General features: G+C 69.9%; 21 protein-coding genes. 10 read left to right on the top strand and 11 right to left on the bottom strand.

Annotation, left to right across the window (positions count from 1 at the left end; all coding sequences use genetic code 11):
- Positions 1–26: 26 nt before the first annotated feature.
- Together ACZ51S_RS10380 and ACZ51S_RS10375 are read right to left on the bottom strand one after the other, a co-directional pair.
- Entirely contained in the window at positions 27–1,211 is a 1,185-nt protein-coding gene (locus ACZ51S_RS10380; protein WP_468960472.1) for a globin domain-containing protein, read from the bottom strand.
- 141 nt (positions 1,212–1,352) lie between these two features.
- Entirely contained in the window at positions 1,353–2,003 is a 651-nt protein-coding gene (locus ACZ51S_RS10375; RefSeq protein ID WP_468475172.1) for an HAD family hydrolase, read from the bottom strand.
- Between the two features lie 265 nt (positions 2,004–2,268).
- Here ACZ51S_RS10375 and ACZ51S_RS10370 point away from each other — a divergent pair, with 265 nt between their 5' ends.
- The 3 genes from ACZ51S_RS10370 to ACZ51S_RS10360 are packed head-to-tail and all read left to right on the top strand — an operon-like array spanning position 2,269 to position 4,871.
- Positions 2,269–3,162: a GNAT family N-acetyltransferase gene (locus ACZ51S_RS10370; RefSeq protein WP_468960470.1), complete on the top strand. Its 894-nt coding sequence runs from the start codon at positions 2,269–2,271 to the stop codon at positions 3,160–3,162.
- 17 nt (positions 3,163–3,179) lie between these two features.
- The gene (locus ACZ51S_RS10365; RefSeq protein ID WP_468960468.1) at positions 3,180–3,641 is read left to right on the top strand and encodes a GNAT family N-acetyltransferase; all 462 of its coding nucleotides are present in this window, start codon (positions 3,180–3,182) and stop codon (positions 3,639–3,641) included.
- Between the two features lie 54 nt (positions 3,642–3,695).
- Positions 3,696–4,871, top strand: coding sequence for a winged helix DNA-binding domain-containing protein (locus ACZ51S_RS10360; RefSeq protein WP_468960466.1), 1,176 nt, complete (start codon positions 3,696–3,698; stop codon positions 4,869–4,871).
- Between the two features lie 34 nt (positions 4,872–4,905).
- Here ACZ51S_RS10360 and ACZ51S_RS10355 read toward each other — a convergent pair whose 3' ends face one another.
- Together ACZ51S_RS10355 and dnaB are read right to left on the bottom strand one after the other, a co-directional pair.
- On the bottom strand, positions 4,906–6,291 hold the full coding sequence (locus tag ACZ51S_RS10355) for a serine hydrolase domain-containing protein (RefSeq protein ID WP_468475169.1): 1,386 nt from the start codon (positions 6,289–6,291) through the stop codon (positions 4,906–4,908).
- Between the two features lie 9 nt (positions 6,292–6,300).
- Complete coding sequence (gene dnaB / locus ACZ51S_RS10350; protein ID WP_388933696.1) at positions 6,301–7,764, bottom strand: replicative DNA helicase; 1,464 nt, start codon at positions 7,762–7,764, stop codon at positions 6,301–6,303.
- Positions 7,765–8,218: 454 nt separating this feature from the next.
- On the opposite strand from dnaB, the gene ACZ51S_RS10345 reads away from it, so the two are divergent.
- A complete protein-coding gene (locus tag ACZ51S_RS10345; protein WP_468475168.1) occupies positions 8,219–9,556 on the top strand; it encodes an MATE family efflux transporter in 1,338 nt (445 codons plus the stop codon).
- A 193-nt stretch (positions 9,557–9,749) separates the two neighbouring features.
- Here the strand turns inward: ACZ51S_RS10345 and rplI are convergent, their stop codons facing one another.
- The 4 genes from rplI to rpsF all read right to left on the bottom strand — a co-directional run bounded on the left by rplI (position 9,750) and on the right by rpsF (position 11,446).
- A complete protein-coding gene (gene rplI / locus ACZ51S_RS10340; protein ID WP_125594108.1) occupies positions 9,750–10,196 on the bottom strand; it encodes a 50S ribosomal protein L9 in 447 nt (148 codons plus the stop codon).
- Between the two features lie 18 nt (positions 10,197–10,214).
- Positions 10,215–10,451 carry a 30S ribosomal protein S18 gene (rpsR, locus tag ACZ51S_RS10335; protein ID WP_005315025.1) on the bottom strand — a complete coding sequence of 79 codons (237 nt, stop codon included), beginning with the start codon at positions 10,449–10,451 and terminating at the stop codon, positions 10,215–10,217.
- Between the two features lie 42 nt (positions 10,452–10,493).
- Complete coding sequence (locus ACZ51S_RS10330; RefSeq protein WP_468475167.1) at positions 10,494–11,081, bottom strand: single-stranded DNA-binding protein; 588 nt, start codon at positions 11,079–11,081, stop codon at positions 10,494–10,496.
- 74 nt (positions 11,082–11,155) lie between these two features.
- Entirely contained in the window at positions 11,156–11,446 is a 291-nt protein-coding gene (rpsF, locus tag ACZ51S_RS10325; RefSeq protein ID WP_004950685.1) for a 30S ribosomal protein S6, read from the bottom strand.
- A 250-nt stretch (positions 11,447–11,696) separates the two neighbouring features.
- On the opposite strand from rpsF, the gene ACZ51S_RS10320 reads away from it, so the two are divergent.
- The 3 genes from ACZ51S_RS10320 (at position 11,697) to ACZ51S_RS10310 (ending at position 14,346) form a co-directional block, all read left to right on the top strand.
- Positions 11,697–12,020 carry a hypothetical protein gene (locus ACZ51S_RS10320; RefSeq protein WP_468475166.1) on the top strand — a complete coding sequence of 108 codons (324 nt, stop codon included), beginning with the start codon at positions 11,697–11,699 and terminating at the stop codon, positions 12,018–12,020.
- Between the two features lie 141 nt (positions 12,021–12,161).
- Complete coding sequence (locus tag ACZ51S_RS10315) at positions 12,162–13,280, top strand: lipid II:glycine glycyltransferase FemX (protein ID WP_388932752.1); 1,119 nt, start codon at positions 12,162–12,164, stop codon at positions 13,278–13,280.
- Positions 13,281–13,314: 34 nt separating this feature from the next.
- The gene (locus ACZ51S_RS10310) at positions 13,315–14,346 is read left to right on the top strand and encodes an alanine racemase (RefSeq protein ID WP_388932755.1); all 1,032 of its coding nucleotides are present in this window, start codon (positions 13,315–13,317) and stop codon (positions 14,344–14,346) included.
- Between the two features lie 34 nt (positions 14,347–14,380).
- Here the strand turns inward: ACZ51S_RS10310 and ACZ51S_RS10305 are convergent, their stop codons facing one another.
- Positions 14,381–15,865, bottom strand: coding sequence for a glycosyltransferase family 87 protein (locus tag ACZ51S_RS10305; protein ID WP_468801498.1), 1,485 nt, complete (start codon positions 15,863–15,865; stop codon positions 14,381–14,383).
- Positions 15,866–15,952: 87 nt separating this feature from the next.
- A complete protein-coding gene (locus ACZ51S_RS10300) occupies positions 15,953–18,547 on the bottom strand; it encodes a transglycosylase domain-containing protein (RefSeq protein ID WP_468801496.1) in 2,595 nt (864 codons plus the stop codon).
- A gap of 272 nt (positions 18,548–18,819) precedes the next feature.
- Here ACZ51S_RS10300 and ACZ51S_RS10295 point away from each other — a divergent pair, with 272 nt between their 5' ends.
- The 3 genes from ACZ51S_RS10295 (at position 18,820) to ACZ51S_RS10285 (ending at position 21,939) form a co-directional block, all read left to right on the top strand.
- Positions 18,820–19,422, top strand: coding sequence for a PadR family transcriptional regulator (locus ACZ51S_RS10295; protein WP_249766869.1), 603 nt, complete (start codon positions 18,820–18,822; stop codon positions 19,420–19,422).
- Between the two features lie 50 nt (positions 19,423–19,472).
- Positions 19,473–20,555 carry an inositol-3-phosphate synthase gene (locus ACZ51S_RS10290; RefSeq protein WP_468164060.1) on the top strand — a complete coding sequence of 361 codons (1,083 nt, stop codon included), beginning with the start codon at positions 19,473–19,475 and terminating at the stop codon, positions 20,553–20,555.
- A gap of 103 nt (positions 20,556–20,658) precedes the next feature.
- Entirely contained in the window at positions 20,659–21,939 is a 1,281-nt protein-coding gene (locus tag ACZ51S_RS10285; RefSeq protein WP_468801493.1) for an MFS transporter, read from the top strand.
- 73 nt (positions 21,940–22,012) lie between these two features.
- On the opposite strand, the gene ACZ51S_RS10280 is transcribed toward ACZ51S_RS10285, so the two are convergent.
- On the bottom strand, positions 22,013–23,464 hold the full coding sequence (locus ACZ51S_RS10280; RefSeq protein ID WP_468475162.1) for a CCA tRNA nucleotidyltransferase: 1,452 nt from the start codon (positions 23,462–23,464) through the stop codon (positions 22,013–22,015).
- Positions 23,465–23,505: the final 41 nt, after the last annotated feature.

Here is a 23,505-nt window from a genome sequence, read left to right as displayed (position 1 = left end):
CCGGGGAGCGGGCGGCTGCGTACGCCTCAGCCGGCCACGCCCGCCAGCTCCTCGAGGGCGTCGTAGCGGATGCGCTCTCCGGGGATCCCGATCCGCTTCAGCGCGTCCACACCGTTGCGGATCATCGCGGGCGGTCCCGAGATGAAGGCGTCGTACGAGCTCCAGGGCCCGTGCTCACCGACCGCCTGCGGCAGCTGTCCGGCCAGCCCCTCGCCGACCACCGGGCGCACCGACAGCCACGGGTGGGAGCGCTGCAACCCGAGCAGGGTGTCCTTGTCATAGAGGTCGTGATCGCTGCGCGCCCCGAAGAAGACCTCCATCGGGCGCCGCTCACCGTGCTCGGCGACGTCCTCGATCAGTGCCTTGATCGGGGCGATGCCGGTACCGCCGCCCAGGCACAGCATCCCGTTGTCGGTGCTGTGGTCCACCACCATCGAACCGGCCGGCGGGCCCAGCCGCAGGACATCGCCCGGCCGGGCGTGCCGTACCAGGGCATTGGACACCCAGCCCGCCGGGACGGCCTTCACGTGGAAGGACAGCAGCCCGTCCGCGCGGGGCGCCGAGGCGAAGGAGTAGTGCCGCCAGACCCGCGGCCACCACGGGGTCTCCAGACTGGTGTACTGGCCGGCGAGGAAGGGGTACGGCTGATCGGGGCGGACCGTCAGCACGGCGATGTCCGAGGTGCGCAGGTCGTGCGAGACCACCTCGGCGTGCCACCAGGCCGGTGCCCTGGCCTCGTCCGCCGCCGCCGCGTCGATCATCGTCTGCGAGATGGCGGTGTACGCGCGCACCCATGCCGCCTCGGCCTCCGGTCCCCAGGTGAGTTCCGCGTACCGGGCCAGCGCGCCGATCAGCGCCTCTCCGACCACCGGGTAATGGGCGGGCACGGTGCCGTACTTGCGGTGGCCGGCGCCGAGCCGCTGGAGGTAGGGGGTCAGTACGGCCGGGTCGTCGATGTGCTCGGCGGCGGTCAGCAGGGCCTTCAGCAGCCGGTCGCGCTGGACGTCCATGGCCGCGGGGAACAACTCCCGGACCTCGGGGTGGCTCGTGAAGACCAGCGCGTAGAAGTACGAGGTCACCTTGTCCGCGACGGGTGCGATCTCGGCGAGGGTGCGGCGGATGAGGACGGCGTCCGGGGAGGGCTCCGTCGCACCGCCCCCGGCGGGTATCCAGCCCGTCGGTCTGGCCGATCTGGTGGGCGGAGCGTCCATGCGGTGCCTCGCTTCGAGCATCTCGGTCGGGTCTCACACGCCACGGCCTCGAATCCGTGGTTCCGGGATTCACAGCGTGCCAGTCGGCGGGGTGCGCGGCGGGAGAATGGAAAAAACGGTGTTTCGAACCCCCTTTTCCCCTTAAGATTCCTCGACTTCCGGGCGTGCCGCGCCCAGGAGCTGGTACGCCTCCCGGAGGTCGCGGCCCTCGTAGACATGGGTGGCCCGCTCGGCCAGGTACGGGCGCGCGTTGACCGCGACCGAGCGCGGCACCACCTCGAAGAGCACCGCGTCGGTCATGGAGTCCCCGTACGCGACACAGGCGCTGCGGCCCACCCCGAACCGCGCGCACAGCTGGTCCGCGACCTCCACCTTACGCTCGGGCGTCAGGATCCCGGTCACGTCGACGGGCCGGGTGAAGGGCACCTCGGGAAAGACCGATCCGTGAGCGGCGTGCGCGCCCCATTCCAGTAGCAGTTCCACGAAGAACGAGGGGGACAGCGAGATCACCGCGCAGTAGTCACCGCGGCCACGGATCTCCGTCCAGACCTCCTGGATCCCCGCCAGCCACGGTGCCCCGTCGAAGGCCGCCCGGACGTGCGCCGGTGTCAGCTCGGCCCACAGCTCCCGGGCCGCCACCGAGAACTCGTGCGGGCCGATCTTCCGCGCGCTGAAGGCCCGCTCCAGCGCGGCGATCTCGGTGTCCACCCCGAGCTGCCGGGAGATCTCCACCGGCGCGGCCGAGCCGTACATCAGGGTCCCGTCGAGATCGAACAGGTGCAGCGAAGTCATAACCGCCGAGGCTAGCGGCTCCGTTCCGCCGGGGCACTCCCCTCGGCGGCGGCCGGAGAAAGGGCGGGCCCTGGGGCGCGGCCGGCACGGTGGCCCAGCCATGTTTCACGTGAAACAGGCCATGTGCGACACGAGCGGAGGCGGGCAACACCCCATGCGCGAGACGGGCTGTGTGTGAAACGAGCCGGTGTTTCACGTGAAACATCGGCTGACGGATCCCCGAATTCCCTGGACTCCTCCCGAGCCGGTGATCCACTCTGGGCCGGTGACACCACCACAGCTCATCGACCTGCCGATCCGCGCACTGACCATGGCAGATCTCCGGCACTGCGCCGACCTGTCCGAGGACCGCGGCTGGCCGCGCGAGGACCACAAGTGGGGGCTGCTCCTCACCGCCGGCGACGGCTACGGCATCGACGCGCCCGACGGCCAGGGGCTTGCCGCCGCCTGTGTCGTCACCCGGTACGGAGACACCGGCGTGAAGCCCGACCTCGCCGCCATCGGGATGGTCCTCGTCGCCGACCGGTACGCCCGCAAGGGTCTGGGCCGACGCCTCATGAGACACGTGTGCGACGACCTGCTCCCCGGCGTCCCGCTCACCCTGCACTCCACCCCCTACGGACGCCCGCTCTACGAGGAGCTCGGCTTCGGCGTCACGGGCCGCGCGGAGATGCTCCGAGGCGCCTTCCGCCGCGAGCAGGACGGCCCGGCCGACGGCCCTGCCGGTGTCCGCGTCCGGCCGGCCGCCGCCGAGGACCTCCAGGGAATCGTCCGGCTGGACACGGAGGTGTTCGGGACCGACCGGACCCACCTCATCACGCGGCTCCCGGCATTCACCGACAGGCTGCTCGTCGCCGAGGACCCCTGCGGTGCCCTCATCGGCTACGCCGCGATCTGGCCCAACATGGACACCCATGTCGTCGGCCCCCTGATCGCCCGCGACACCGCCGTCGCCAAGGCCCTGGTCGCCGCATTGGCCGCGGGCACCGACCGGGACCTGCGCACCGATGTGGACGTGCGCCACGAGGAACTCCTCACGTGGCTCAAGGCGCGCGGCATGGAGTCCGTGGCCTTCAACGCCGTCATGACCCGGGACATCCCAGGCCTGCCCGGCGACTGGTCCCGCCGCTGGGCGCCGCTCACCGTCGCCGCCGGCTGAAACGAGGACACCTGCCCATGACCGACGCACCCGAGCTGACCATCCGCCCGGCCACGGAGGCCGACCTTCCCGAGATCGTCGCCATGCTCGCCGACGACCCGCTCGGCGCCACCCGCGAGTCACCCGACGACCTGACCCCGTACATCGCGGCCCTGCAGCGGCTGACCGACGACCCCCACCAGCACCTCGTCGTCGCGGTCCGCGGCGACCGCGTCGTGGGGACGCTCCAGCTCACGATCGTTCCTGGACTGTCCCGCAAGGGCGCCACCCGTTCCATCATCGAGGGCGTCCGGGTCCACGCCGACGAACGCGGCAGCGGCCTGGGGACCCGGTTCATCGAATGGGCCGTCGCGCGGTCCCGGCAGGAGAACTGCCAGCTGGTCCAGCTCACCTCGGACGTGACCCGCACCGACGCCCACCGGTTCTACGAGCGGCTCGGTTTCACCCCCTCCCATGTGGGGTTCAAGCTCCAGCTCTGAGCAGCCCCGGAGCGGGCCGGGCCGCTGTCGGTGGCCCGGCCTACGATCGGGAGGATGAGCCGCAGCCTCCCCCTCATCACCACCGCCGAGCGTCGCCACCGTCTGGGCCGACGGCACCGTCTGGCTCCCTCCGCCCGCGCCCGAACCACAAGCCAGGCCGCGGACGCCGTCGTCGCCCTGCACGCCACGGACGCCGCGACCGTGTACCTGTCCGTCCGGGCCCGGCTTGCCGAGGGCGGGCCCGACGCGGTCGAGCAGGCCCTGTACGAGGACGTCAGCGTGGTCCGCATGCTCAGCATGCGCAACACCCTCTTCGCCGTCTCGGCCGGTCTCGCCCCGTACGTGGACGCGTCCACCGCCCGGGGAATCGCGGTGAAGGAACGCAGGACCCTCCTCAAGCACCTGGAGGAGGACGGCCGGGGCCTCGACGCCGACTGGCTGGCGCACGCCGAGGCCGCCGCCCTCGAGGCGCTCGACGCCCGGGGTGCTTCCACGGGCGGCCAGCTCTCCGCGGCGGTACCCGCCCTGCGGCAGAAGATCACCATCGCCCGGGGCAAGAAGTACGAGGCCGAGACCGGCGTGGCCACCCGCGTCATCCGCCTCCTGGCCGCCGACGGCCGCATCCGGCGGGACCGGCCGCGCGGGACCTGGACCTCCAGCCAGTTCCGCTGGGTCCACACCCAGCCCTGGCCCTCCGTGCCCGTCGCCGAGGCGCGGGCGGAGATCGCCCGCCGCTGGCTCCACGCTTACGGCCCGGCCACCGAGGCAGACCTCAAGTGGTGGACCGGCTGGAGCCTCACCGACGTACGCACGGCGCTGGCCGGCGTGGGGCCCGAGCAGGTCCGTCTCGACGACGGCGGAACGGGACTCGTCTGCCCGGGTGACACCGTCCCCGAGCCGGCCCCTGAACCGTGGGCCGCCCTGCTGCCCGGCCTCGACCCCAGCGCCATGGGGTGGGCGGACCGGGGCTTCCACCTCGACCCCGCCCACCGTCCCGCCCTGTTCGACTACGCGGGCAACATCGGGCCGACCGTGTGGTGGAACGGCGAGATCGTCGGCGGCTGGGCGCAGCGTCCTGACGGGGAGATCGTCTGGCGGCTGCTGGGCAGCCCCGGCCAGGCCGCCGAGGAGGCGGTCGCGGCCGAGGCCGCCGCCCTCACCGACTGGGTGGGCGACGCCCGTGTCACCCCCCGCTTCCGCACCCCGCTGGAGCGCGAACTGGCCGCCTGAACACCGCGGCCGAAGGGACACGGCCCCGGAGGCGTCAGCCGATGCCCCGCCAGCCCTGCGGGTCCACCCCGCCGGGCACCGGGGCGCCCGGGTCGTAGGGCTCGCGCGTGAAGACGAACGAGGCGAGGTCGAGGTGGCTCACGGAGCCGTCCTCACGCCTGACCGCCCGAAGCGTCTCGCCCGCGTAGTACCCCGTCAGACCGGTCCAGCTGCCGTCCGGCTCGGCGCGGAAACGGGCCGCCCGGCCGGTGGCCCCGACCGGACTCAGTTCCAGGGACCCGTCCCAGTTCAGCCGGAGGACCTGCGCCGAAGTACCCCAGTACCAGGGGCCGCACAGTTCCAGCGGCACCTGGTCGTCCTCCCTGAACGGGCGCCACGGCTCGGGGATGCGCGGCTCCGCCTCCGCGACGATCGCGATCAGATCGGTGGCCACCGTCGAGGCCGGCAGGCCCGACGTGCAGTTCGACAGCACGACCGCGGCCACGTCGTCCGCCTCGCTGAACCAGAGTCCCGCGACGAACCCGGGCAGCGAACCGCCGTGTCCGGCCAGCCGGCGCCCGCCCTGGTCCGCCAGCTGGAGGCCGAGCCCGTATCCGACTTCCGCCATACCGGGCTCCGGAGGAGCCGCAGACGTGCGCATCTCCCGTGCGCTCTCCGCGCTCAGCACCCGGTCGTCGCCCCGCATCAGCAGCCGCGCGAACCGGGCCAGGTCACCGGTGGTGGACCACAGCTGACCGGCCGCGGCCATCAGCCCCAGGTCCTCGGAGGGCTCCGGCATCATCACGTCCGCCCACGGGTGCACCGCCCAGCCGCCCGCGTGCGGGGCCTGCGGCTGCGCGCTCGTACGGTTCAGGCCCAGCGGTTCCAGCACCTCGGCGCGCAGCACCTCCTCCCACGGCTTCCCACGGAGCGCCTCGACGAGCGAACCCAGCAGGGTGTAACCGGGGTTGGAGTAGTGGTGCCGGGTACCCGGTACGTGCTTGAACGGCTCGGCCCCGAGCACGTCGGCGAGCTCCGGCCGCAATGCGGCCGACGAACGCTCCCACCACTCACCGGGAGTCTCCGCCCCGAGACCGGAGGTGTGCGCCAGCAGCTGGCCGATGGTCACCTCGTCCGCACCGCTGCCGGGGAGGTGCTTGCCCAGCGGGTCCGACAGGTCCAGCAGGCCTTCGTCCCGCAGCCGCATCACCAGGACCGCGGTGAAGGTCTTGGTGATCGACCCGATCCGGTACTGCACGTCCCCGTCCGGTCCGTGGCCCTCGACGGAGGTCCGGGAGCCCTCCCAGACCACCTCCCCGCCGCGTACGACGGTCGCCACCAGCGAAGGGGTCCGCCCCTCGCGCTGTGCGACGGCGATCCGGTGCCGGAGGGCACGCCGGGTTGCGGGGAGCAGTTCCAGGTCTTCAGAGAGCGCGTCCATGATCGGATGCTACGTGTTGGCCATGTCCACGAACCGCGAATAATGGCCCTGGAAGGCGACCGTGATGGTGGCCGTCGGACCGTTTCGGTGCTTGGCGACGATCAGGTCCGCCTCGCCGGCGCGGGGCGACTCCTTCTCGTACGCGTCCTCGCGGTGCAGCAGGATCACCATGTCGGCGTCCTGTTCGATCGAGCCGGATTCACGCAGGTCGGAGACCATCGGCTTCTTGTCGGTGCGCTGCTCGGGACCACGGTTCAGCTGGGAGAGCGCGATCACCGGCACCTCCAGCTCCTTGGCCAGCAGCTTGAGGTTTCGGGACATGTCGGAGACCTCCTGCTGGCGGCTCTCGGGACGGCGCGAGCCGCCCGACTGCATCAGCTGCAGGTAGTCGATGACGACGAGCGAGAGGTCGTTGCGCTGCTTGAGCCGGCGGCACTTGGCCCGGATCTCCATCATCGACAGGTTGGGGGAGTCGTCGATGTACAGCGGGGCGGCCGAGACGTCCGGCATCCGGCGGGCGAGCCGCGTCCAGTCGTCGTCGGTCATGGTGCCCGAGCGCATGTGGTGGAGCGCCACCCTGGCCTCCGCCGAGAGCAGACGCATGGCGATCTCGTTGCGGCCCATTTCGAGGGAGAAGATGACGCTCGGCAGGTTGCTCTTGATCGAGCAGGCGCGGGCGAAGTCCAGCGCGAGCGTCGACTTGCCCATGGCGGGTCGGGCGGCGATGACGATCATCTGGCCGGGGTGCAGGCCGTTGGTCAGGGAGTCCAGGTCGGTGAACCCGGTCGGGACGCCCGACATCTGGCCGGAGCGCGAGCCGATCGCCTCGATCTCGTCGAGCGCGCCCTCCATGATGTCGCCGAGCGGCAGGTAGTCCTCGGAGGTCCGCTGCTCGGTGACGGCATAGATCTCGGCCTGGGCGCTGTTGACGATCTCGTCGACGTCTCCGTCCGCCGCGTAGCCCATCTGAGTGATCTTCGTACCGGCCGCGACGAGGCGGCGCAGGACGGCCCGCTCGTGGACGATCTCCGCGTAGTACTCGGCGTTCGCCGCGGTCGGTACGGACTGCACCAGGGTGTGCAGGTACGAGGCGCCGCCGACCTTGCTGATCTCGCCGCGGCGGGTCAGCTCGGCGCCGACCGTGATCGGGTCGGCGGGCTCACCCTTCGCGTACAGGTCGAGGATGGCCTGGTAGATCGTCTCGTGCGAGGGGCGGTAGAAGTCGTGCCCCTTGAGGACCTCGACCACGTCCGCGATCGCGTCCTTGGACAGCAGCATGCCGCCGAGCACGGACTGCTCGGCGTCCAGGTCCTGCGGCGGGACGCGCTCGAAGCCGCCCCCTCCGCCGTCCCAGGAGCCGCCCTCGCGGCCCCGGTCCTGCTGGTCGTCCCCGCGGCCGCGGCCCTCGCCGCTGCGACGCGGACGGGCGGGCAGACGGTCACTGGGACCGCTGTCGGCCCAGGGGTCGTCCATGGGCTCGGGCATGCTCACCGGGCCGCCTCCTCCGTCCGCGAACGCGGACCCTCGCCGTGGCACTCTTTTCTACGCCACGGCTCTGACATTTGGGACACCCGAAGCGGCTGTGGGCGCGCCGGGCAACGCACAACGGTAGGGCCGCGAGCGGCGTCAGCCAATCTTGTTATCCACAGGCTGTGTGGATGAGATGTGGACGACGGAGCCAATGCTGTGGGTAAGTCGCCCGAAGCTGTGCACAGAGCGGGGGACGACGCTGTGGACAAAATCACCTGACCCACCCCCGCACCCCATTTGACCTGCACTTTCACCGCACGCAGGGCCCGGGGAAGAAAATTCTTGGCCACTGTCTCAAGATCGCCCCCGACGGGCCGGAAAGAACGCCCAAGTCAGCGGCTTAGTAAGGGTCCTATGGGCCTTGCATCCATTACCTGTGGAAGATTAGATTGAGCACATGACACAGGCCTCCACCACCACGAAGACGACCGCGAAACGGTACGACCGCGAGATCCTCGCGCTCGCCGTACCGGCCTTCGGCGCACTCGTGGCCGAGCCGCTCTTCGTGATGGCCGACAGCGCCATCGTGGGACACCTCGGCACCCCCCAGCTGGCCGGCCTCGGCATCGCGGCGGCACTGCTCACCACCGCCGTGAGCGTCTTCGTCTTCCTCGCCTACGCCACCACGGCCGCCGTGGCCCGGCGCGTCGGCGCGGGCGACCTCCCGGCAGCCATCCGGCAGGGCATGGACGGCATCTGGCTCGCCCTGCTGCTCGGCACCGCCGTCCTCGTCGCAGTCCTGCCCACCGCCCCCGGCCTGGTCTCCCTCTTCGGCGCCTCGGACACCGCCGCCCCGTACGCCGTCACGTACCTGCGGATCTCGGCGCTCGGCATCCCCGCGATGCTCGTGGTCCTGGCGGCCACCGGCGTCATCCGCGGCCTCCAGGACACCCGCACCCCGCTCTACGTGGCCATCGGCGGCTTCGCCCTCAACGGCGCCCTCAACGTGGCCCTGGTCTACGGCGCGGGTCTCGGCATCGCGGGCTCCGCCTGGGGCACGGTCACCGCCCAGTGGGCCATGGCCGGCGCGTACCTCTTCGTGGTCGTCCGGGGCGCCCGGCACCACGGCGCCTCCCTGCGGCCCGACGCGGCGGGCATCCGCGCCTGCGCCCAGGCGGGGGTGCCGCTGCTGGTCCGCACCCTGTCCCTGCGCGCCATTCTGATGATCGCGACAGCCGTGGCGGCACGGCTGGGAGACGCCGACATCGCCGCCCACCAGATCCTGCTGTCCCTCTGGAGCCTGCTCGCCTTCGCCCTGGACGCGATCGCCATCGCCGGCCAGGCCATCATCGGCCGCCACCTGGGTGCCGGTGACACCGAGGGGGCCCGGGCCGTGTGCCGCCGGATGCTGTTGTGGGGCGTCGTCACCGGCGTCGTGCTGGGCCTGCTGGTCGTCCTGGCCCGTCCGGTGTTCATCCCGCTGTTCACCAGCGACCCGGTGGTGGAGAACACCCTGCTGCCCGCCTTGCTGGTCGTAGCCCTGAGCCAGCCCGTCTGCGGAGTCGTCTTCGTCCTGGACGGAGTGCTGATGGGGGCCGGTGACGGCCGGTACCTGGCGTGGGCGATGCTGCTGACCCTGGCCGTCTTCGCGCCGGCCGCGCTCCTGGTCCCGGCTCTCGGCGGCGGTCTGACCGCGCTCTGGTGGGCCATGACCGTGATGATGCTGGTCCGGATGGTTACCCTCCAGCTCCGCGCGCGTTCGGGTCGCTGGCTGGTCGCAGGAGCGACCCGATAACGGCCGCCGATGTTTCACGTGAAACAGGAGGCCGTCCCGCGTGAAACCGGAGGCGTTTCACATGGACGGCAGGCCGTTTCTCGTGAAACATCGGGCCTCTTCACCTGGGATCAGGCCGTTTCACGTGAAACATCGCCTCCTGGGAACGACGAAGGGCCGCACCCCGGAGGGTGCGGCCCTTCATGTGCTGCCCTTAGGCGGCGACGACCTCGATGCCCACGTTCGCGACGACCTCGGCGTGCAGACGCACGGAGACCTGGTACGAACCGAGGGTCTTGATCGGGGAGCCCAGCTCCACGCGACGCTTGTCGACCTTCGGGCCACCGGACGCCTCGACCGCGGAAGCGATGTCGGCCGGGGTGACGGAACCGAAGAGGCGACCGGCGTCACCCGCGCGGGTGGCCAGACGGACCTTCACGCCCTCGAGCTTGGCCTTGACCTCGTTGGCCTGCTCGATGGTCGCGATCTCGTGGATCTTGCGGGCGCGGCGGATCTGCGCCACGTCCTTCTCGCCACCCTTGGTCCAGCGGATCGCGAAACCACGCGGGACCAGGTAGTTGCGAGCGTAACCGTCCTTGACGTCGACGACATCGCCGGCGGTGCCGAGGCCAGAGACCTCGTGGGTCAGGATGATCTTCATTAGTCGGTCACCCTTTCCTTATCGCGCGGTGGACGTGTAGGGCAGCAGCGCCATCTCACGGCTGTTCTTGACGGCCGTGGCGACGTCACGCTGGTGCTGCGTGCAGTTGCCGGTAACGCGGCGGGCACGGATCTTGCCGCGGTCGGAAATGAACTTCCGCAGCATGTTCGTGTCCTTGTAGTCCACGTACGCGGTCTTGTCCTTGCAGAACGCGCAGACCTTCTTCTTAGGCTTGCGCACAGGCGGCTTCGCCATTGTGTCTCTCCTGTGTGATCAAGAAGTTTGGAAGGAGCTGCCCTAGAAGGGCGGCTCGTCCGAGTAGCCACCGCCGGAACCGCCGGAGCTTCCGCCCCAGCCGCCCCCGCCGCCGCCCTGCTGGCCGCCGGCCGGCGCACTGGACGCCCACGGGTCGTCGGAGGGAGCTCCGCCGCCCTGGGGACCAGCGCTGGGGGCTCCGCCCCAGCTGCCGCCGCCGCCCTGCTGCTGACCGCCGCCGCCGTATCCACCCTGGCCGCCGCGACCGGTGGTCTTGGCGACCTTGGCCGTGGCGTTCTTGAGGCTGGGGCCGACTTCCTCGACGTCCAGCTCGTAGACCGTGCGCTTGACACCCTCACGGTCCTCGTAGGACCGCTGCTTCAGCCGGCCCTGCACGATGACGCGCATGCCTCGCTGAAGGGACTCGGCGACGTTCTCAGCCGCCTGCCGCCACACCGAGCAGGTCAGGAACAGGCTCTCGCCGTCCTTCCACTCGTTGGTCTGACGGTCGAAGGTGCGGGGGGTGGACGCGACACGGAACTTCGCGACCGCCGCACCCGAGGGGGTGAAGCGCAGCTCGGGGTCGTCGACGAGATTGCCGACGACCGTGATGACGGTCTCGCCTGCCATGGATGGAAACCTCTCGGCGGGGATTGCTGCTGGGCTGCTGTGCTACTCGGTCCCGATTACCGCTGAACCTGAGTTCAGTGGGTCTCGGGGCGAAGGACCTTGGTCCGGAGAACCGACTCGTTCAGGTTCATCTGGCGGTCGAGCTCCTTGACGACCGCAGGCTCGGCCTGCAGGTCGATGACCGAGTAGATGCCCTCGGGCTTCTTCTTGATCTCGTAAGCGAGACGACGACGGCCCCAGGTGTCGACCTTCTCGACCTTTCCGTTGCCCTCACGGACGACGGAGAGGAAGTTCTCGATCAGCGGGGAGACAGCGCGCTCCTCGAGATCGGGGTCGAGGATGACCATCACTTCGTAGTGACGCATGTGGAACCCACCTCCTTTGGACTCAGCGGCCACGGTCGTTCCGTGGCAGGAGGGTCGTGATGCGTGCCGCACGGCGTCCGAGAGCAGACACCGCGCAGACCGTACAGACTACCTGCTCGCCTCCTTCCGGTTGAAATCCTGCGGGAGGAGGCCACACTCTGTATGCGTCGGGTGTGCTCGGTGCCACGCCCCCGCCCCAGGTCGGAGGCGCGCCGCGCACCGCTCTGCGTCAGCCAGGAGGTGCCTTCCGATGGCACAGGCCATGCATCGCCAGTCCTCGCCCCCGCCGATCTCGCTCTTCTCCACCGACGGCAAGTCCCATCCGGTCCAGGACACCCTGATGGTGGTCACCCTGGTCCTCGGCGCCGTGGCGTTCGTCACTGCGTTCTTCCACGATCTGCACCTGCTCACTTCCTGGGCCGGGCTGATCGGGATCGGGACCGGGCTGTACGGACAGTTCATCTCCGCCACCACCCGCGAGCGCTTCGTGCTGATCATCGGCCTAGGCGCGTCTGCCATCGGCTTCATGCTCGGAATGGCGCACGGCGGCCTCTTCGGCGGCTGGCTGGGCTGACCGGGCGACCTCCGGGACGGGGCGCCGTCCTTCCTCCGGCCCAGGCACCGGCCCGTACCGGCCTGTCCCCCAGATGGGTGGCGCCACCGTCGCAGTAGGCTTCGCGCCATAGCAGCGAAGCCGCCGGAGGAGACACCCCGCATGAGCCTGTCCCTGAGCACCATCAGCCGCGAGCAGCATCTGGCGTACCTCCAGAGCCTGCCGTCGGCTAGCCACTGCCAGGTCCCGGCATGGGCCGACGTCAAGAACGAGTGGCGTTCGGAGAACCTCGGCTGGTTCGACAAGAACGGCGAACTCGTCGGCGCCGCGCTCGTGTTGTACCGCCAGCTGCCCAAGGTGAAGCGCTACCTCGCGTACCTCCCCGAGGGCCCCGTCATCAACTGGTACGCCCCGAACCTCGAGGAGTGGCTCCAGCCGATGCTGGCCCACCTCAAGCAGCAGGGCGCCTTCACCGTGAAGATGGGCCCGCCCGTCGTCATCCGCCGCTGGAACTCGGCCGCCATCAAGGCCGGCATCCAGGACCCCGAGGTCAAGCGCCTGCGCGATGTCGAGGCCTCGTACATCGAGCCCCGCGCCTTCGAGGTGTCGGACAAGCTGCGCCGCATGGGCTGGCAGCAGGGCGAGGACGGCGGCGCCGGTTTCGGCGACGTCCAGCCCCGCTACGTGTTCCAGGTCCCGCTGGCCAACCGCTCCCTGGACGACGTCCTCAAGGGCTTCAACCAGCTGTGGCGCCGCAACATCAAGAAGGCCGAGAAGGCCGGCGTCGAGGTCGTCCAGGGCGGCTACGAGGACCTGCCGACCTGGCAGTACCTGTACGAGATCACGGCTGAGCGCGACAAGTTCCGCCCGCGCCCGCTCAGTTACTTCCAGCGCCAGTGGACGGCCCTCAACTCCGAGGACCCCAACCGCATGCGCCTGTACATCGCCAAGCACGAGGGGGAGCCGCTGGCCGCCGCCACGATGCTCACCGTCGGCCAGCACGTCTGGTACTCGTACGGCGCCTCGGCCAACCACAAGCGCGAGGTCCGTCCCTCGAACGCGATGCAGTGGCGGATGCTGCGCGATTCGTACGCGCTGGGTGCCAGCGTCTACGACCTTCGCGGCATCTCTGACACGCTGGACGAGAACGACCACCTGTTCGGCCTGATCCAGTTCAAGGTCGGTACGGGCGGCGAGGCCGTCGAGTACGTCGGCGAGTGGGACTTCCCGCTCAACAAGGTGCTCCACAAGGCGCTCGACATCTACATGTCGCGCCGCTGACCCAGCTGTTTTTCGAGAGAGGTTCCGGACGGGCATGGCGCTCACGCTCTACGTCGACACCGCGCGCTGGCGTGCGCACCAGAAGCAGATCACGGACCAGTTCCCCGGTCTGATCCCGGTCTGCAAGGGCAACGGCTACGGCTTCGGCCACGAGCGGCTGTGTGAGGAGGCGACCCGGATGGGCGCCGACATCCTGGCCGTCGGGACGACGTACGAGGCCGCGAGCATCAAGGACCACTTCGGTGGCGACCTGCTCGTCCTCACCCCCTTCCGGCGGGGTGAGGAGCCGGTGCCGCTGCCGGACCGGGTGATCCGCTCGGTGTCCTCGGTGGACGGGGTCCGCGGACTGGTCGGGGCTCGCGTGGTCATCGAATGCATGAGCTCGATGCGCCGCCACGGCATCTCCGAGCAGGACCTGGGCCTGCTCCAGTCGGCCATCGAGGACGTCCGGCTGGAGGGCTTCGCCCTGCACCTGCCGCTGGACCGCCCCGACGGCTCGGACGCCGTCGAGGAGGTCATCGGCTGGATGGACCGGCTGCGCGCGGCCCGGCTGCCGCTGCACACCATGTTCGTCAGCCACCTGCGGGCCGAGGATCTGGCACGGCTCCAGCAGCAGTTCCCGCAGACCCGGTTCCGGGCGCGCATCGGCACCCGGCTGTGGCTGGGCGACCACGACGCCACCCAGTACCGGGGCTCGGTCCTGGACGTCACCCGGGTCGCCAAGGGCGACCGCTTCGGCTACCGCCAGCAGAAGGCGGCCTCGGACGGCTGGCTGGTCGTGGTCGCGGGCGGCACCTCGCACGGAGTGGGCCTGGAGGCCCCCAAGGCCCTCCACGGGGTCATGCCGCGCGCCAAGGGCGTCGCACGGGCCGGTCTGGCCACCGTCAACCGGAACCTGTCGCCCTTCGTCTGGGCCGGCAAGCAGCGCTGGTTCGCGGAGCCGCCGCACATGCAGGTGTCGATCCTGTTCGTGCCCTCGGACGCGACCGAGCCGAAGGTGGGCGACGAGCTGGTGGCCCACCTGCGCCACACCACGACGCAGTTCGACCGGGTGCTCGACGCCTGAGCCGCTGGGGGGGGTGACCGGGCCGGCGGCCCGGTCAGTCCTTGACGTCCACGCCCCAGGCGACCCGCTGTCCTTCCGAAGGCGCCGCGTACCGCGGCGCCTTCGCCTTGTCCGAGAGGGTGAAGACGTCCTCGGCCCCGTCCAGGACACCGCCGGAGGGGTCGTCCGAGCCGTCGCGGCGGACGACGTCGCGCTCGGGCAGCAGGACGTCCCGTACGACGACGGCGCAGAGGTACAGGGTGGCCAGCAGGTGGGCGGCGATGGCCAGCTGGTAGCCCTCCACGGGCAGGCCCTGGTGCTTGTCCCCGCTGCTCGTGTAAGCGAGGTAGAACCAGATCCCCAGGAAGTACGCGACCTCGCCCGCCTGCCAGATCAGGAAGTCACGCCAGCGGGGCCGGGCCAGGGCGGCCAGCGGGATGAGCCACAGCACGTACTGGGGTGAGTACACCTTGTTGGCCAGGATGAAGGCGGCGACGACCAGGAAGGCGAGCTGGGCGAAGCGCGGGCGCCTGGGGGCCGTCAGCGTGAGCAGTCCGATGGCGAGGCACAGCAGCAGGGTCAGCCCGGTCGCGTAGGTGTTGGCCCCTTCGAGGGGGTTGCCGGTGCGCTGGGAGATCAGCAGCCAGACGGAGCCGAAGTCGATGGGCCGCTCCTGGCTGAACTCGTAGAACCGCTTCCAGCCGTCCCAGGCGAAGTACATGACCGGGGCGTTCACGAGGAGCCAGGAGCCGGCCGCGCCGAGGACGGCGGCGCCGTACGCCCGCCACTTCCCGGCCCGCCAGCAGAGTACGAAGAGCACCCCGAGCAGCAGGACCGGGTAGAGCTTGGCCGCGGTCGCCAGGCCGATGAGCACGCCGGCGAGCAGGGGCCGGCTGCGCGACCACATCAGCATCGCCGCGGCGGTGAGGGCCACGGCCGGCAGGTCCCAGTTGATGGTGGCGGTGAGCGCGAAGGCCGGTGCGAGGGCGAGGAGCAGGGCGTCCCACGGCCTGCGGCGGTGGGTGCGGGCGACACAGACGGCGATGACGGCGGCGCAGGCCATGAGCATGCCCGCGTTGACCATCCAGTACATCTGCTCGCGGTGCTGGATGGAGCCGGAGGTGGGCGTCATCCACGACGCGACCTGCATGAAGGCTCCGGTGAGCACCGGGTACTCGAGGTACTGCATGCCCCCGTACTTGGGGTCGGTCACGATGTCGGGGAACTTGTCGAGGTACGGCACCATGCCCTCGGCGAAGCCGCGGGCGGAGTACAGGTGCGGGATGTCGGAGTAGCAGGCGTGGGTGTACTGCGAGGCCGCTCCCCGGAACCAGGCCCAGTCGTAGCAGGGCATCTTCTGCACCATGCCCAGCGCGAACATGCCGAGGGCCACGAGGACCACGACGCGGACCGGGTTCAGCCAGTGCCCGCCCAGCCGGGCGTGGCGGCCGGCCGGTCCCCCGATGAACTCGCTGCCGGCGGTGGCGACCTCGTCCTGCTGCGTGGGCGGTACGGGCCGGTCCTCGTGCACCTTGGTCATGGCGCCCATCCTGCCGTACCGCGCCGCGCACGGGGGAGGGCCGCCGCACGGTGTGCGACGGCCCTCCGGGTGGGGACGGGGGCGGGATCAGCCGGAGGCGCCCATGATGCTCCCCCAGTTGGTCGACCCGCCCGGCCGGCCGGGGCGGGGGGTGGTCGGGGACGGCATCGTGCTGGTGCCGCCGTCCGGGAAGCCGCCGGTGGTGGTTCCGCCGTCGGCTCCCTCGTTCTGACCGCCGGTGACCGTCGGGTCGCAGTTCAGGTTCCAGGGCCTCGGCTTGCAGGACGGCTTCCCGTTGCCGGACGGCGACGGCGACACCGACGGAGAGGTGCTGGGCGAGGGCGATGCCGAGACGGAGGGCGACGGTACCGCCGAGGGGGTGGGCTGCGGGGCTCCGGCCGCGTCCGCGATGACGCCGGTGTCCTCGGCCTCCGGGAAGTCCTTGACCGGGGTGCCCTTGAGTGCCTCGCGCATGTACTCGGTCCAGATGGCCGCCGGAATGTCACCACCGTGGATGGAGTCGACCCCGCCCACGTGGTTCATGGACATGAGCTCCTTGTTCTTGGAGGTCGGGTCGTTGCGGAAGAGGGCGACCGAGGTGGACAGCTCGGGGGTGTAGCCGACGAACCAGGCCGACTTGTTCTGGTCGGTGGTGCCCGTCTTGCCGGCCGCGGGCCGTCCCAGCTTCTTCGCCTTGGTTCCGGTGCCGTTCTCGACGACGTTGCGCAGCACCTTGGTGATGTTGTCCGCGATGGAGTCGTCCATGGCGCGGGACTCCTTGGGCGGCTCGAAGCCGGGCACCACCTTGCCGTCCTTGACGACCTTCTTCACGGAGAAGGGCTCGCGGTGGGTGCCGGAGGCGGCGAAGGTGGCGTAGGAGTCGGCCATGCGGATGGCGCTGGGCGTCGAGGTGCCGAGGGCGAAGGAGGCGTTGTTGTTCTTGTCCATCGACTCCTCGAGGATGCCGGTGGACTTGGCGACCTCGCGGACCTTGCTGTGGCCGACGTCGAAGACGAGCTGGGCGAACGGGACGTTGATGGACTTCTCCATCGCCTCGTTGAGGGTCACGTAGCCGTAGGGGTACTCGCTCTCGTTCTTCTGCCGGAACGGCGTGCCGTCGTTGGCGAGCAGCGGCTTGCCTTCCCGGTTGTTGATCACGGTGAGGTCGTTGGCGTTGTACTTGCTGTCGACCGAGATGCCCGAGCCCTTGGAGTTCTGCGTGCCGTACTGCATGGCCGCCGCGAGGACGTACGGCTTCCAGGTCGAGCCGACGGGGACGCCGGAGGTGTTGGCGTTGTTGGCGAAGTACTTGTGGTCCCAGCCGGGGCCGCCGTACAGGGCGACGATCGCACCGGTCTTCACGTCCACAGAAGCGGCACCGACCTGTACGAAGGTGTCGTACTGGGGCCGCTTCTTCTCGTCGAGGAAGTCTTTGCGCGTGTCCTCGACCGCCTTGACCAGGGCGTCCACCCTGGGCTTCTCGAACGTGGTGGTGATCGTGTAGCCGCCGAGCGCCATCTTCTCGGCGGTGATGCCGGTGGTCTTCATGACGTACTGCTTGGCCACCTCGACCAGGTAGCCCGTCTGGCCGGACATGCCGCGGGCCTGCTCGGAATCCACCCGGGCGGGGAACTCCCGGTACTTGTCCCGCTCGGACTGCGCCATGCGCCCCACCGCGACCTCGCGGTCGAGCACCCACGCCCAGCGGAGCCGGGCGCGCTTCTCGTTGGCCTCCGGGGTGGCGGCCGGGCCGATGCCGCCGTCGGGGTTGTAGAGGTTGGGGCCCTTGAGCATGGCGGCGAGGAAGGCGCTCTCGGACGGGTTGAGGTCCTTGGCGTCCTTGCCGAAGTAGGCGCGGGCGGCGGCCTGGATGCCGTAGGCGTCGCGGCCGTAGTACGCGGTGTTCAGGTAGCCGGCGAGGACGACGTCCTTCTCCTCGGTGACGCCCAGCTTGATCGCGATGAAGAGCTCGGTGACCTTGCGCTTGAGGGTCTGCTCGGAGTCGAGGTACGTGTTCTTGACGTACTGCTGGGTGATGGTCGAGCCGCCCTGGGTGGAACCGCCCGTGGCCATGTTCACCACGGCCCGTGCGATACCCATCGGGTCGACGCCCTTGTCCGTCTCGAACGACTCGTTCTCCGCCGCGATCACCGCATTCCGCATGGACAGGGGAATCTGGTCGATCGGGATGATCTGCCGGTTCGTGGTGCCGCCGGTGGCGACCATCTGGGTGCCGTCCGCCCACTGGAAGACGTTGTTCTGCGCCTTCGCGGTCTTGTTCGCGTCCGGGGTGCCCACGCTGGCGATACCGATGCCGGCGCCCGCGAAGATCACTGCGAAGAAGCCCAGGAAGGTCCCGGAGACCAGCTTCCAGGACGGTACGAAACGCTTCCAGCCGACCCTGCCCGCGCGCGGGTAGTCGATGAACCGGCTGCTCCCCTTTCCGCCTCTGCCCCCCTTCCCACCTGCGCGTCCGTGTCCGGCAGCGCCCCGCTGGGCGGCTCGGCGGGCATCGGAACGGCCTCCGTGCGCACCGTGCTCCGCATACGGTCCGCCGGGCGGTGACGCGGGGGCGCCATGACCGGGTCCGGCGCCCCTGCCGGGGCGCTGCGGTACGGCCCTGCGGGACGCGGCGCGGCCGCCGCCCTGGGGCTGCGGCGGTTTACGGCGGTGCTCGCTCATCGAACGACTACTCCTCGGGCAGGCGAGTGGCCTGGAAGCGGCAGGTGATTCCGGTTCCCCCCGGTGGTCCTCCCGCACAGCCTACGCACGGCCAAAACCCAACCAGTGCCGAAGTTCACCCCAAATCAGGCAACTTGCGTCGTACGAATCGGTGATGTGACGCCGGTCACCACGTCACCGCTTGTCGCTGGGAGCGGCCCGTTCTATCGTCTGGATGTATCGAGCCGATACATCAGCTCGACATAAACTCCGGGGCAGAGAGGGGCAGGCGGATGAGCAGGCGCTCAGGCATCCTCGAGTTCGCCGTCCTCGGCCTGCTCCGTGAATCCCCCATGCACGGTTACGAGCTCCGCAAGCGGCTCAACACCTCGCTGGGAGTGTTCAGGGCGTTCAGCTACGGGACTCTCTACCCCTGCCTCAAGACTCTGGTCGCAAACGGCTGGCTGATCGAAGAACCGGGGAACGCCCCGGAAGACGCTCTCGCCGCTTCACTCGCAGGGCGCCGCGCCAAGATCGTCTACCGGTTGACGGCAGCAGGTAAGGAGCACTTCGAAGAGCTCCTGTCCCACACCGGCCCAGACACCTGGGAGGACGAGTCCTTCGCCGCCCGCTTCGCCTTCTTCGGCCAGACCGAACGAGACGTGCGCATGCGGGTACTGGAGGGCCGCCGCAGCCGGCTGGAGGAGCGCCTGGAGAAGATGCGCGCCTCGCTCGCCCGTACACGGGAGCGCCTGGACGACTACACGCTCGAACTGCAGCGGCACGGTATGGAATCCGTCGAGCGTGAAGTGCGCTGGCTCAACGAGCTCATCGAGAGCGAGCGGGCGGGACGGGATCGGCGACGATCCGGACCGCCCGACGAAACTGCAAAGTGAGGCCTGTATTTCGCAGGCCTCGTTCCGAGAACAAACAGGGAGCAACCGGAATGGGTTCGGTTCGCGTAGCCATCGTAGGCGTGGGCAACTGCGCCGCCTCGCTGGTGCAGGGCGTCGAGTACTACAAGGACGCCGACCCGGCGTCGAAGGTCCCCGGTCTGATGCACGTCCAGTTCGGCGACTACCACGTGCGTGACATCGAGTTCGTCGCCGCGTTCGACGTCGACGCGAAGAAGGTCGGCCTCGACCTCTCGGACGCCATCGGCGCCAGCGAGAACAACACCATCAAGATCTGCGACGTCCCGAACTCGGGCGTGACCGTCCAGCGCGGCCACACCCTGGACGGCCTGGGCAAGTACTACCGCCAGACCATCGAGGAGTCCGCCGAGGCTCCGGTCGACGTGGTCCAGGTCCTCAAGGACCGCCAGGTCGACGTGCTGATCTGCTACCTCCCGGTCGGTTCCGAAGAGGCCGCGAAGTTCTACGCCCAGTGCGCCATCGACGCCAAGGTCGCCTTCGTCAACGCCCTCCCGGTCTTCATCGCCGGCACCAAGGAGTGGGCCGACAAGTTCACCGAGGCCGGTGTCCCGATCGTCGGCGACGACATCAAGTCCCAGGTCGGCGCCACCATCACGCACCGTGTGATGGCGAAGCTGTTCGAGGACCGCGGTGTCCGTCTCGAGCGCACCATGCAGCTCAACGTCGGCGGCAACATGGACTTCAAGAACATGCTCGAGCGCGACCGCCTCGAGTCGAAGAAGATCTCCAAGACGCAGGCCGTCACCTCGCAGATCCCCGACCGTGAGCTCGGCGAGAAGAACGTCCACATCGGCCCGTCCGACTACGTCGCGTGGCTCGACGACCGCAAGTGGGCCTACGTCCGCCTCGAGGGCCGCGCCTTCGGCGACGTCCCGCTGAACCTCGAGTACAAGCTCGAGGTGTGGGACTCCCCGAACTCCGCCGGTGTCATCATCGACGCCCTGCGCGCCGCGAAGATTGCCAAGGACCGCGGCATCGGCGGCCCGATCCTCTCGGCCTCCAGCTACTTCATGAAGTCCCCGCCGGTCCAGTACTTCGACGACGAGGCCTACGCGAACGTCGAGAAGTTCATCAAGGGCGAGGTCGAGCGCTAGTCACCCCAAGGGTCCTCCGGACACCTGGTCTTCGACCGCTCTTCCACCGAGGGTCCCCGGACAAAGTGTCCGGGGACCCTCGGTGTGTGTGACCCTTGCCCTCATGCCCGTCGTAGGTGATCTGCGCACACTCCTGCGCCTGAGGGACTTCCGGAACCTGCTCGCCGTACGGCTGTTCTCCCAGGCCGCCGACGGCGTCTACCAGGTCGCGCTCGCCACCTACGTGGTCTTCTCCCCCGAGAAGCAGACCTCTCCCGCGGCCATCGCCTCGGCCATGGCGGTACTGCTGCTGCCCTATTCGGCGATCGGACCCTTCGCCGGGGTGCTGCTGGACCGGTGGCGGCGGCGTCAGGTCTTCCTCTACGGCAACCTGCTGCGGGCCCTGCTCGCCGGTGTGACCGCGCTGCTGATACTCGTCCAGGTCCCCGACTGGCTCTTCTACGCCTCGGCCCTGTCCGTGACCGCGGTCAACCGCTTCGTCCTGGCCGGGCTCGCAGCGTCCCTGCCCCACGTCGTCCGCACCGACCAGCTGGTCACCGCCAACGCGCTCTCACCCACCGCCGGAACGCTCGCGGCGGTCGCCGGCGGGGGCCTGGCCTTCCTCGTCCGGATCCTGGCCTCCGGGTCCAACGCCCTCGTCGTCCTGCTGGGCGCCGCCCTCTACCTGTGCGCGGGCCTGGTCGCGCTGCGCCTGGCCATCGGCCTCCTCGGGCCCGACCACCGGAGCGGGCCCGACCATCCCTCGCTCGCCCAAGGGATCACCCTGACCGTGCGCGGCATGGCGGAGGGCCTGCGGCACCTGGCCGGCCGCCGGGAGGCCGCGCGTGCGCTGACCGCGATGACCCTGATGCGGTTCTGCTACGGCGCGCTGACGGTGATGCTGCTGATGCTCTGCCGCTATTCCTGGTCGGACAACGAGTCCGACGGGCTGGCCCTCCTCGGGATCGCCGTCGGGGTCTCCGGGGCCGGGTTCTTCGCGGCGGCCCTCGTCACGCCCTGGCTGGTGAACCGGCTCGGACCGCTGGGCTGGATCGTCGTCTGCTCGGCGGTCTCGGCCGTGCTGGTGCCCGCGCTCGGGCTCTTCTTCGCGCCCGGGCCCATGCTCGCCGCCGCCTTCGTCCTCGGCCTCGCCACCCAGGGGGCCAAGATCTCCACCGACACGGTCCTGCAGTCCCGGGTGGACGACGATTTCCGGGGCCGGGTGTTCTCCGTCTATGACGTGCTCTTCAACGTCGCCTTCGTCGGGGCGGCCGCGGTGGCGTCCCTCATGCTGCCCGCCGACGGCAGGTCCGTCGCTCTGCTCATCAGCGTGGCCCTGCTCTACGCGGCCACGGCCGGAGTCCTGCGGCGGGGCGGTGTTTCACGTGAAACACCGCCCCGCTGACAGCCCTGGGAGAGCCCGCGTCCATGTGAAGCAGCGGTGTTTCACGTGAAACACCGCCGCGGTGGATCACACGTCAGGCCTGCGGAGCCTGATCCGCCCACCATTCCTTGAGGGCCGCGACCGCCTCCTCGCGGTCCATCGGCCCGTTCTCCAGCCTCAGCTCCAGCAGGTGGGCGTACGCCTTGCCGACCATCGGGCCCGGGCCGATCTCCAGGATCTCCTGGATCTCGTTCCCGTTGAGGTCGGGCCGGATCGCGTCCAGCTCCTCCTGCTCCTGGAGCTGCGCGATCCGCTCCTCCAGGCCGTCATAGGTCCGGGAGAGCGCATTGGCCTTGCGCTTGTTGCGCGTGGTGCAGTCCGACCGGGTCAGCTTGTGCAGCCGGTCCAGCAGCGGACCCGCGTCACGGACGTAGCGCCGGACGGCCGAGTCGGTCCACTCCCCGTCGCCGTAGCCGTGGAACCGAAGGTGCAGCTCCACCAGCCGGGACACGTCCCTGACCATGTCGTTGGAGTACTTCAGCGCCGTCATGCGCTTCTTGGTCATCTTCGCGCCCACCACCTCGTGGTGGTGGAAGGAAACGCGGCCGTCGCTCTCGAAACGGCGGGTGCGGGGCTTGCCGATGTCGTGCAGCAGGGCCGCCAGGCGCAGCACCAGGTCCGGGCCGTCCTCCTCGAGGTCGATGGCCTGCTCCAGGACGATCAGGGAGTGGTCGTAGACGTCCTTGTGCCGGTGGTGCTCGTCGCGCTCCAGCCGCAGGGCCGGCAGCTCCGGCAGGATCCGGTCGGCGAGGCCGGTGTCCACCAGCAGTCCCAGGCCCTTGCGGGGGTGCGCGGACAGCAGCAGCTTGTTCAGCTCGCCTTGCACGCGCTCGGCCGAGACGATCTCGATCCGGTCGGACATCGCCTTCATGGCCGACACGACCTCGGGGGCGACCTCGAAGTCCAGCTGCGCGGCGAACCGGGCGGCGCGCAGCATGCGCAGCGGATCGTCGGAGAAGGAGTCCTCCGGCGTGCCGGGCGTCCGCAGCACACCGGCGGCCAGGTCCTCCAGGCCACCGTGCGGGTCGACGAACTCCTGCTCCGGAAGAGCGAGTGCCATGGCGTTGACGGTGAAGTCCCGTCGGACCAGGTCTTCCTCGATCGAGTCGCCGTAGGAGACCTCGGGCTTGCGCGAGGTGCGGTCGTACGCCTCGGAGCGGTAGGTCGTCACCTCGATCTGGAACCCGTCGCGCTGGGCCCCGACGGTGCCGAAGGCGATGCCGACGTCCCAGAGCGAGTCCGCCCAGGGCCGCATGATCTTCAGGACGGCCTCGGGACGCGCGTCGGTGGTGAAGTCGAGGTCGTTGCCGAGACGCCCGAGCAGCGCGTCGCGGACGGACCCGCCGACCAGGGCGAGGCGGAAACCCGCCTCCTGGAACCGGCGGCCGAGCTCGTCGGCGACAGGAGCGACCCGCAGCAGTTCACTGACCGCGCGGCGCTGCACCTGACTCAGGGCACTGGGGTTGTCTTCATTGGCGTTCGGCACAACAGAAAAGGGTACGTGGCCCGCCCGGCGCGGGCTCCCCC

The organism is Streptomyces sp. NPDC034043 (assembly GCF_055575675.1).
The sequence above is the reverse complement of the archived record's forward strand: the minus strand, read 5'-3'. Positions and strand labels throughout refer to the sequence as shown.

Bases quoted from the DNA above. Each gene is read 5' to 3' on its own strand.
- ACZ51S_RS10380 (WP_468960472.1), bottom strand. From the start codon at position 1,211: ATGGACGCTCCGCCCACCAGATCGGCCAGACCGACGGGCTGGATACCC.
- ACZ51S_RS10375 (WP_468475172.1), bottom strand. From the start codon at position 2,003: ATGACTTCGCTGCACCTGTTCGATCTCGACGGGACCCTGATGTACGGC.
- ACZ51S_RS10365 (WP_468960468.1), top strand. From the start codon at position 3,180: ATGACCGACGCACCCGAGCTGACCATCCGCCCGGCCACGGAGGCCGAC.
- ACZ51S_RS10360 (WP_468960466.1), top strand. From the start codon at position 3,696: ATGAGCCGCAGCCTCCCCCTCATCACCACCGCCGAGCGTCGCCACCGT.
- ACZ51S_RS10355 (WP_468475169.1), bottom strand. From the start codon at position 6,291: ATGGACGCGCTCTCTGAAGACCTGGAACTGCTCCCCGCAACCCGGCGT.
- dnaB (WP_388933696.1), bottom strand. From the start codon at position 7,764: ATGGACGACCCCTGGGCCGACAGCGGTCCCAGTGACCGTCTGCCCGCC.
- ACZ51S_RS10345 (WP_468475168.1), top strand. From the start codon at position 8,219: ATGACACAGGCCTCCACCACCACGAAGACGACCGCGAAACGGTACGAC.
- rplI (WP_125594108.1), bottom strand. From the start codon at position 10,196: ATGAAGATCATCCTGACCCACGAGGTCTCTGGCCTCGGCACCGCCGGC.
- rpsR (WP_005315025.1), bottom strand. From the start codon at position 10,451: ATGGCGAAGCCGCCTGTGCGCAAGCCTAAGAAGAAGGTCTGCGCGTTC.
- ACZ51S_RS10330 (WP_468475167.1), bottom strand. From the start codon at position 11,081: ATGGCAGGCGAGACCGTCATCACGGTCGTCGGCAATCTCGTCGACGAC.
- rpsF (WP_004950685.1), bottom strand. From the start codon at position 11,446: ATGCGTCACTACGAAGTGATGGTCATCCTCGACCCCGATCTCGAGGAG.
- ACZ51S_RS10320 (WP_468475166.1), top strand. From the start codon at position 11,697: ATGGCACAGGCCATGCATCGCCAGTCCTCGCCCCCGCCGATCTCGCTC.
- ACZ51S_RS10315 (WP_388932752.1), top strand. From the start codon at position 12,162: ATGAGCCTGTCCCTGAGCACCATCAGCCGCGAGCAGCATCTGGCGTAC.
- ACZ51S_RS10310 (WP_388932755.1), top strand. From the start codon at position 13,315: ATGGCGCTCACGCTCTACGTCGACACCGCGCGCTGGCGTGCGCACCAG.
- ACZ51S_RS10305 (WP_468801498.1), bottom strand. From the start codon at position 15,865: ATGACCAAGGTGCACGAGGACCGGCCCGTACCGCCCACGCAGCAGGAC.
- ACZ51S_RS10300 (WP_468801496.1), bottom strand. From the start codon at position 18,547: ATGAGCGAGCACCGCCGTAAACCGCCGCAGCCCCAGGGCGGCGGCCGC.
- ACZ51S_RS10295 (WP_249766869.1), top strand. From the start codon at position 18,820: ATGAGCAGGCGCTCAGGCATCCTCGAGTTCGCCGTCCTCGGCCTGCTC.
- ACZ51S_RS10290 (WP_468164060.1), top strand. From the start codon at position 19,473: ATGGGTTCGGTTCGCGTAGCCATCGTAGGCGTGGGCAACTGCGCCGCC.
- ACZ51S_RS10285 (WP_468801493.1), top strand. From the start codon at position 20,659: ATGCCCGTCGTAGGTGATCTGCGCACACTCCTGCGCCTGAGGGACTTC.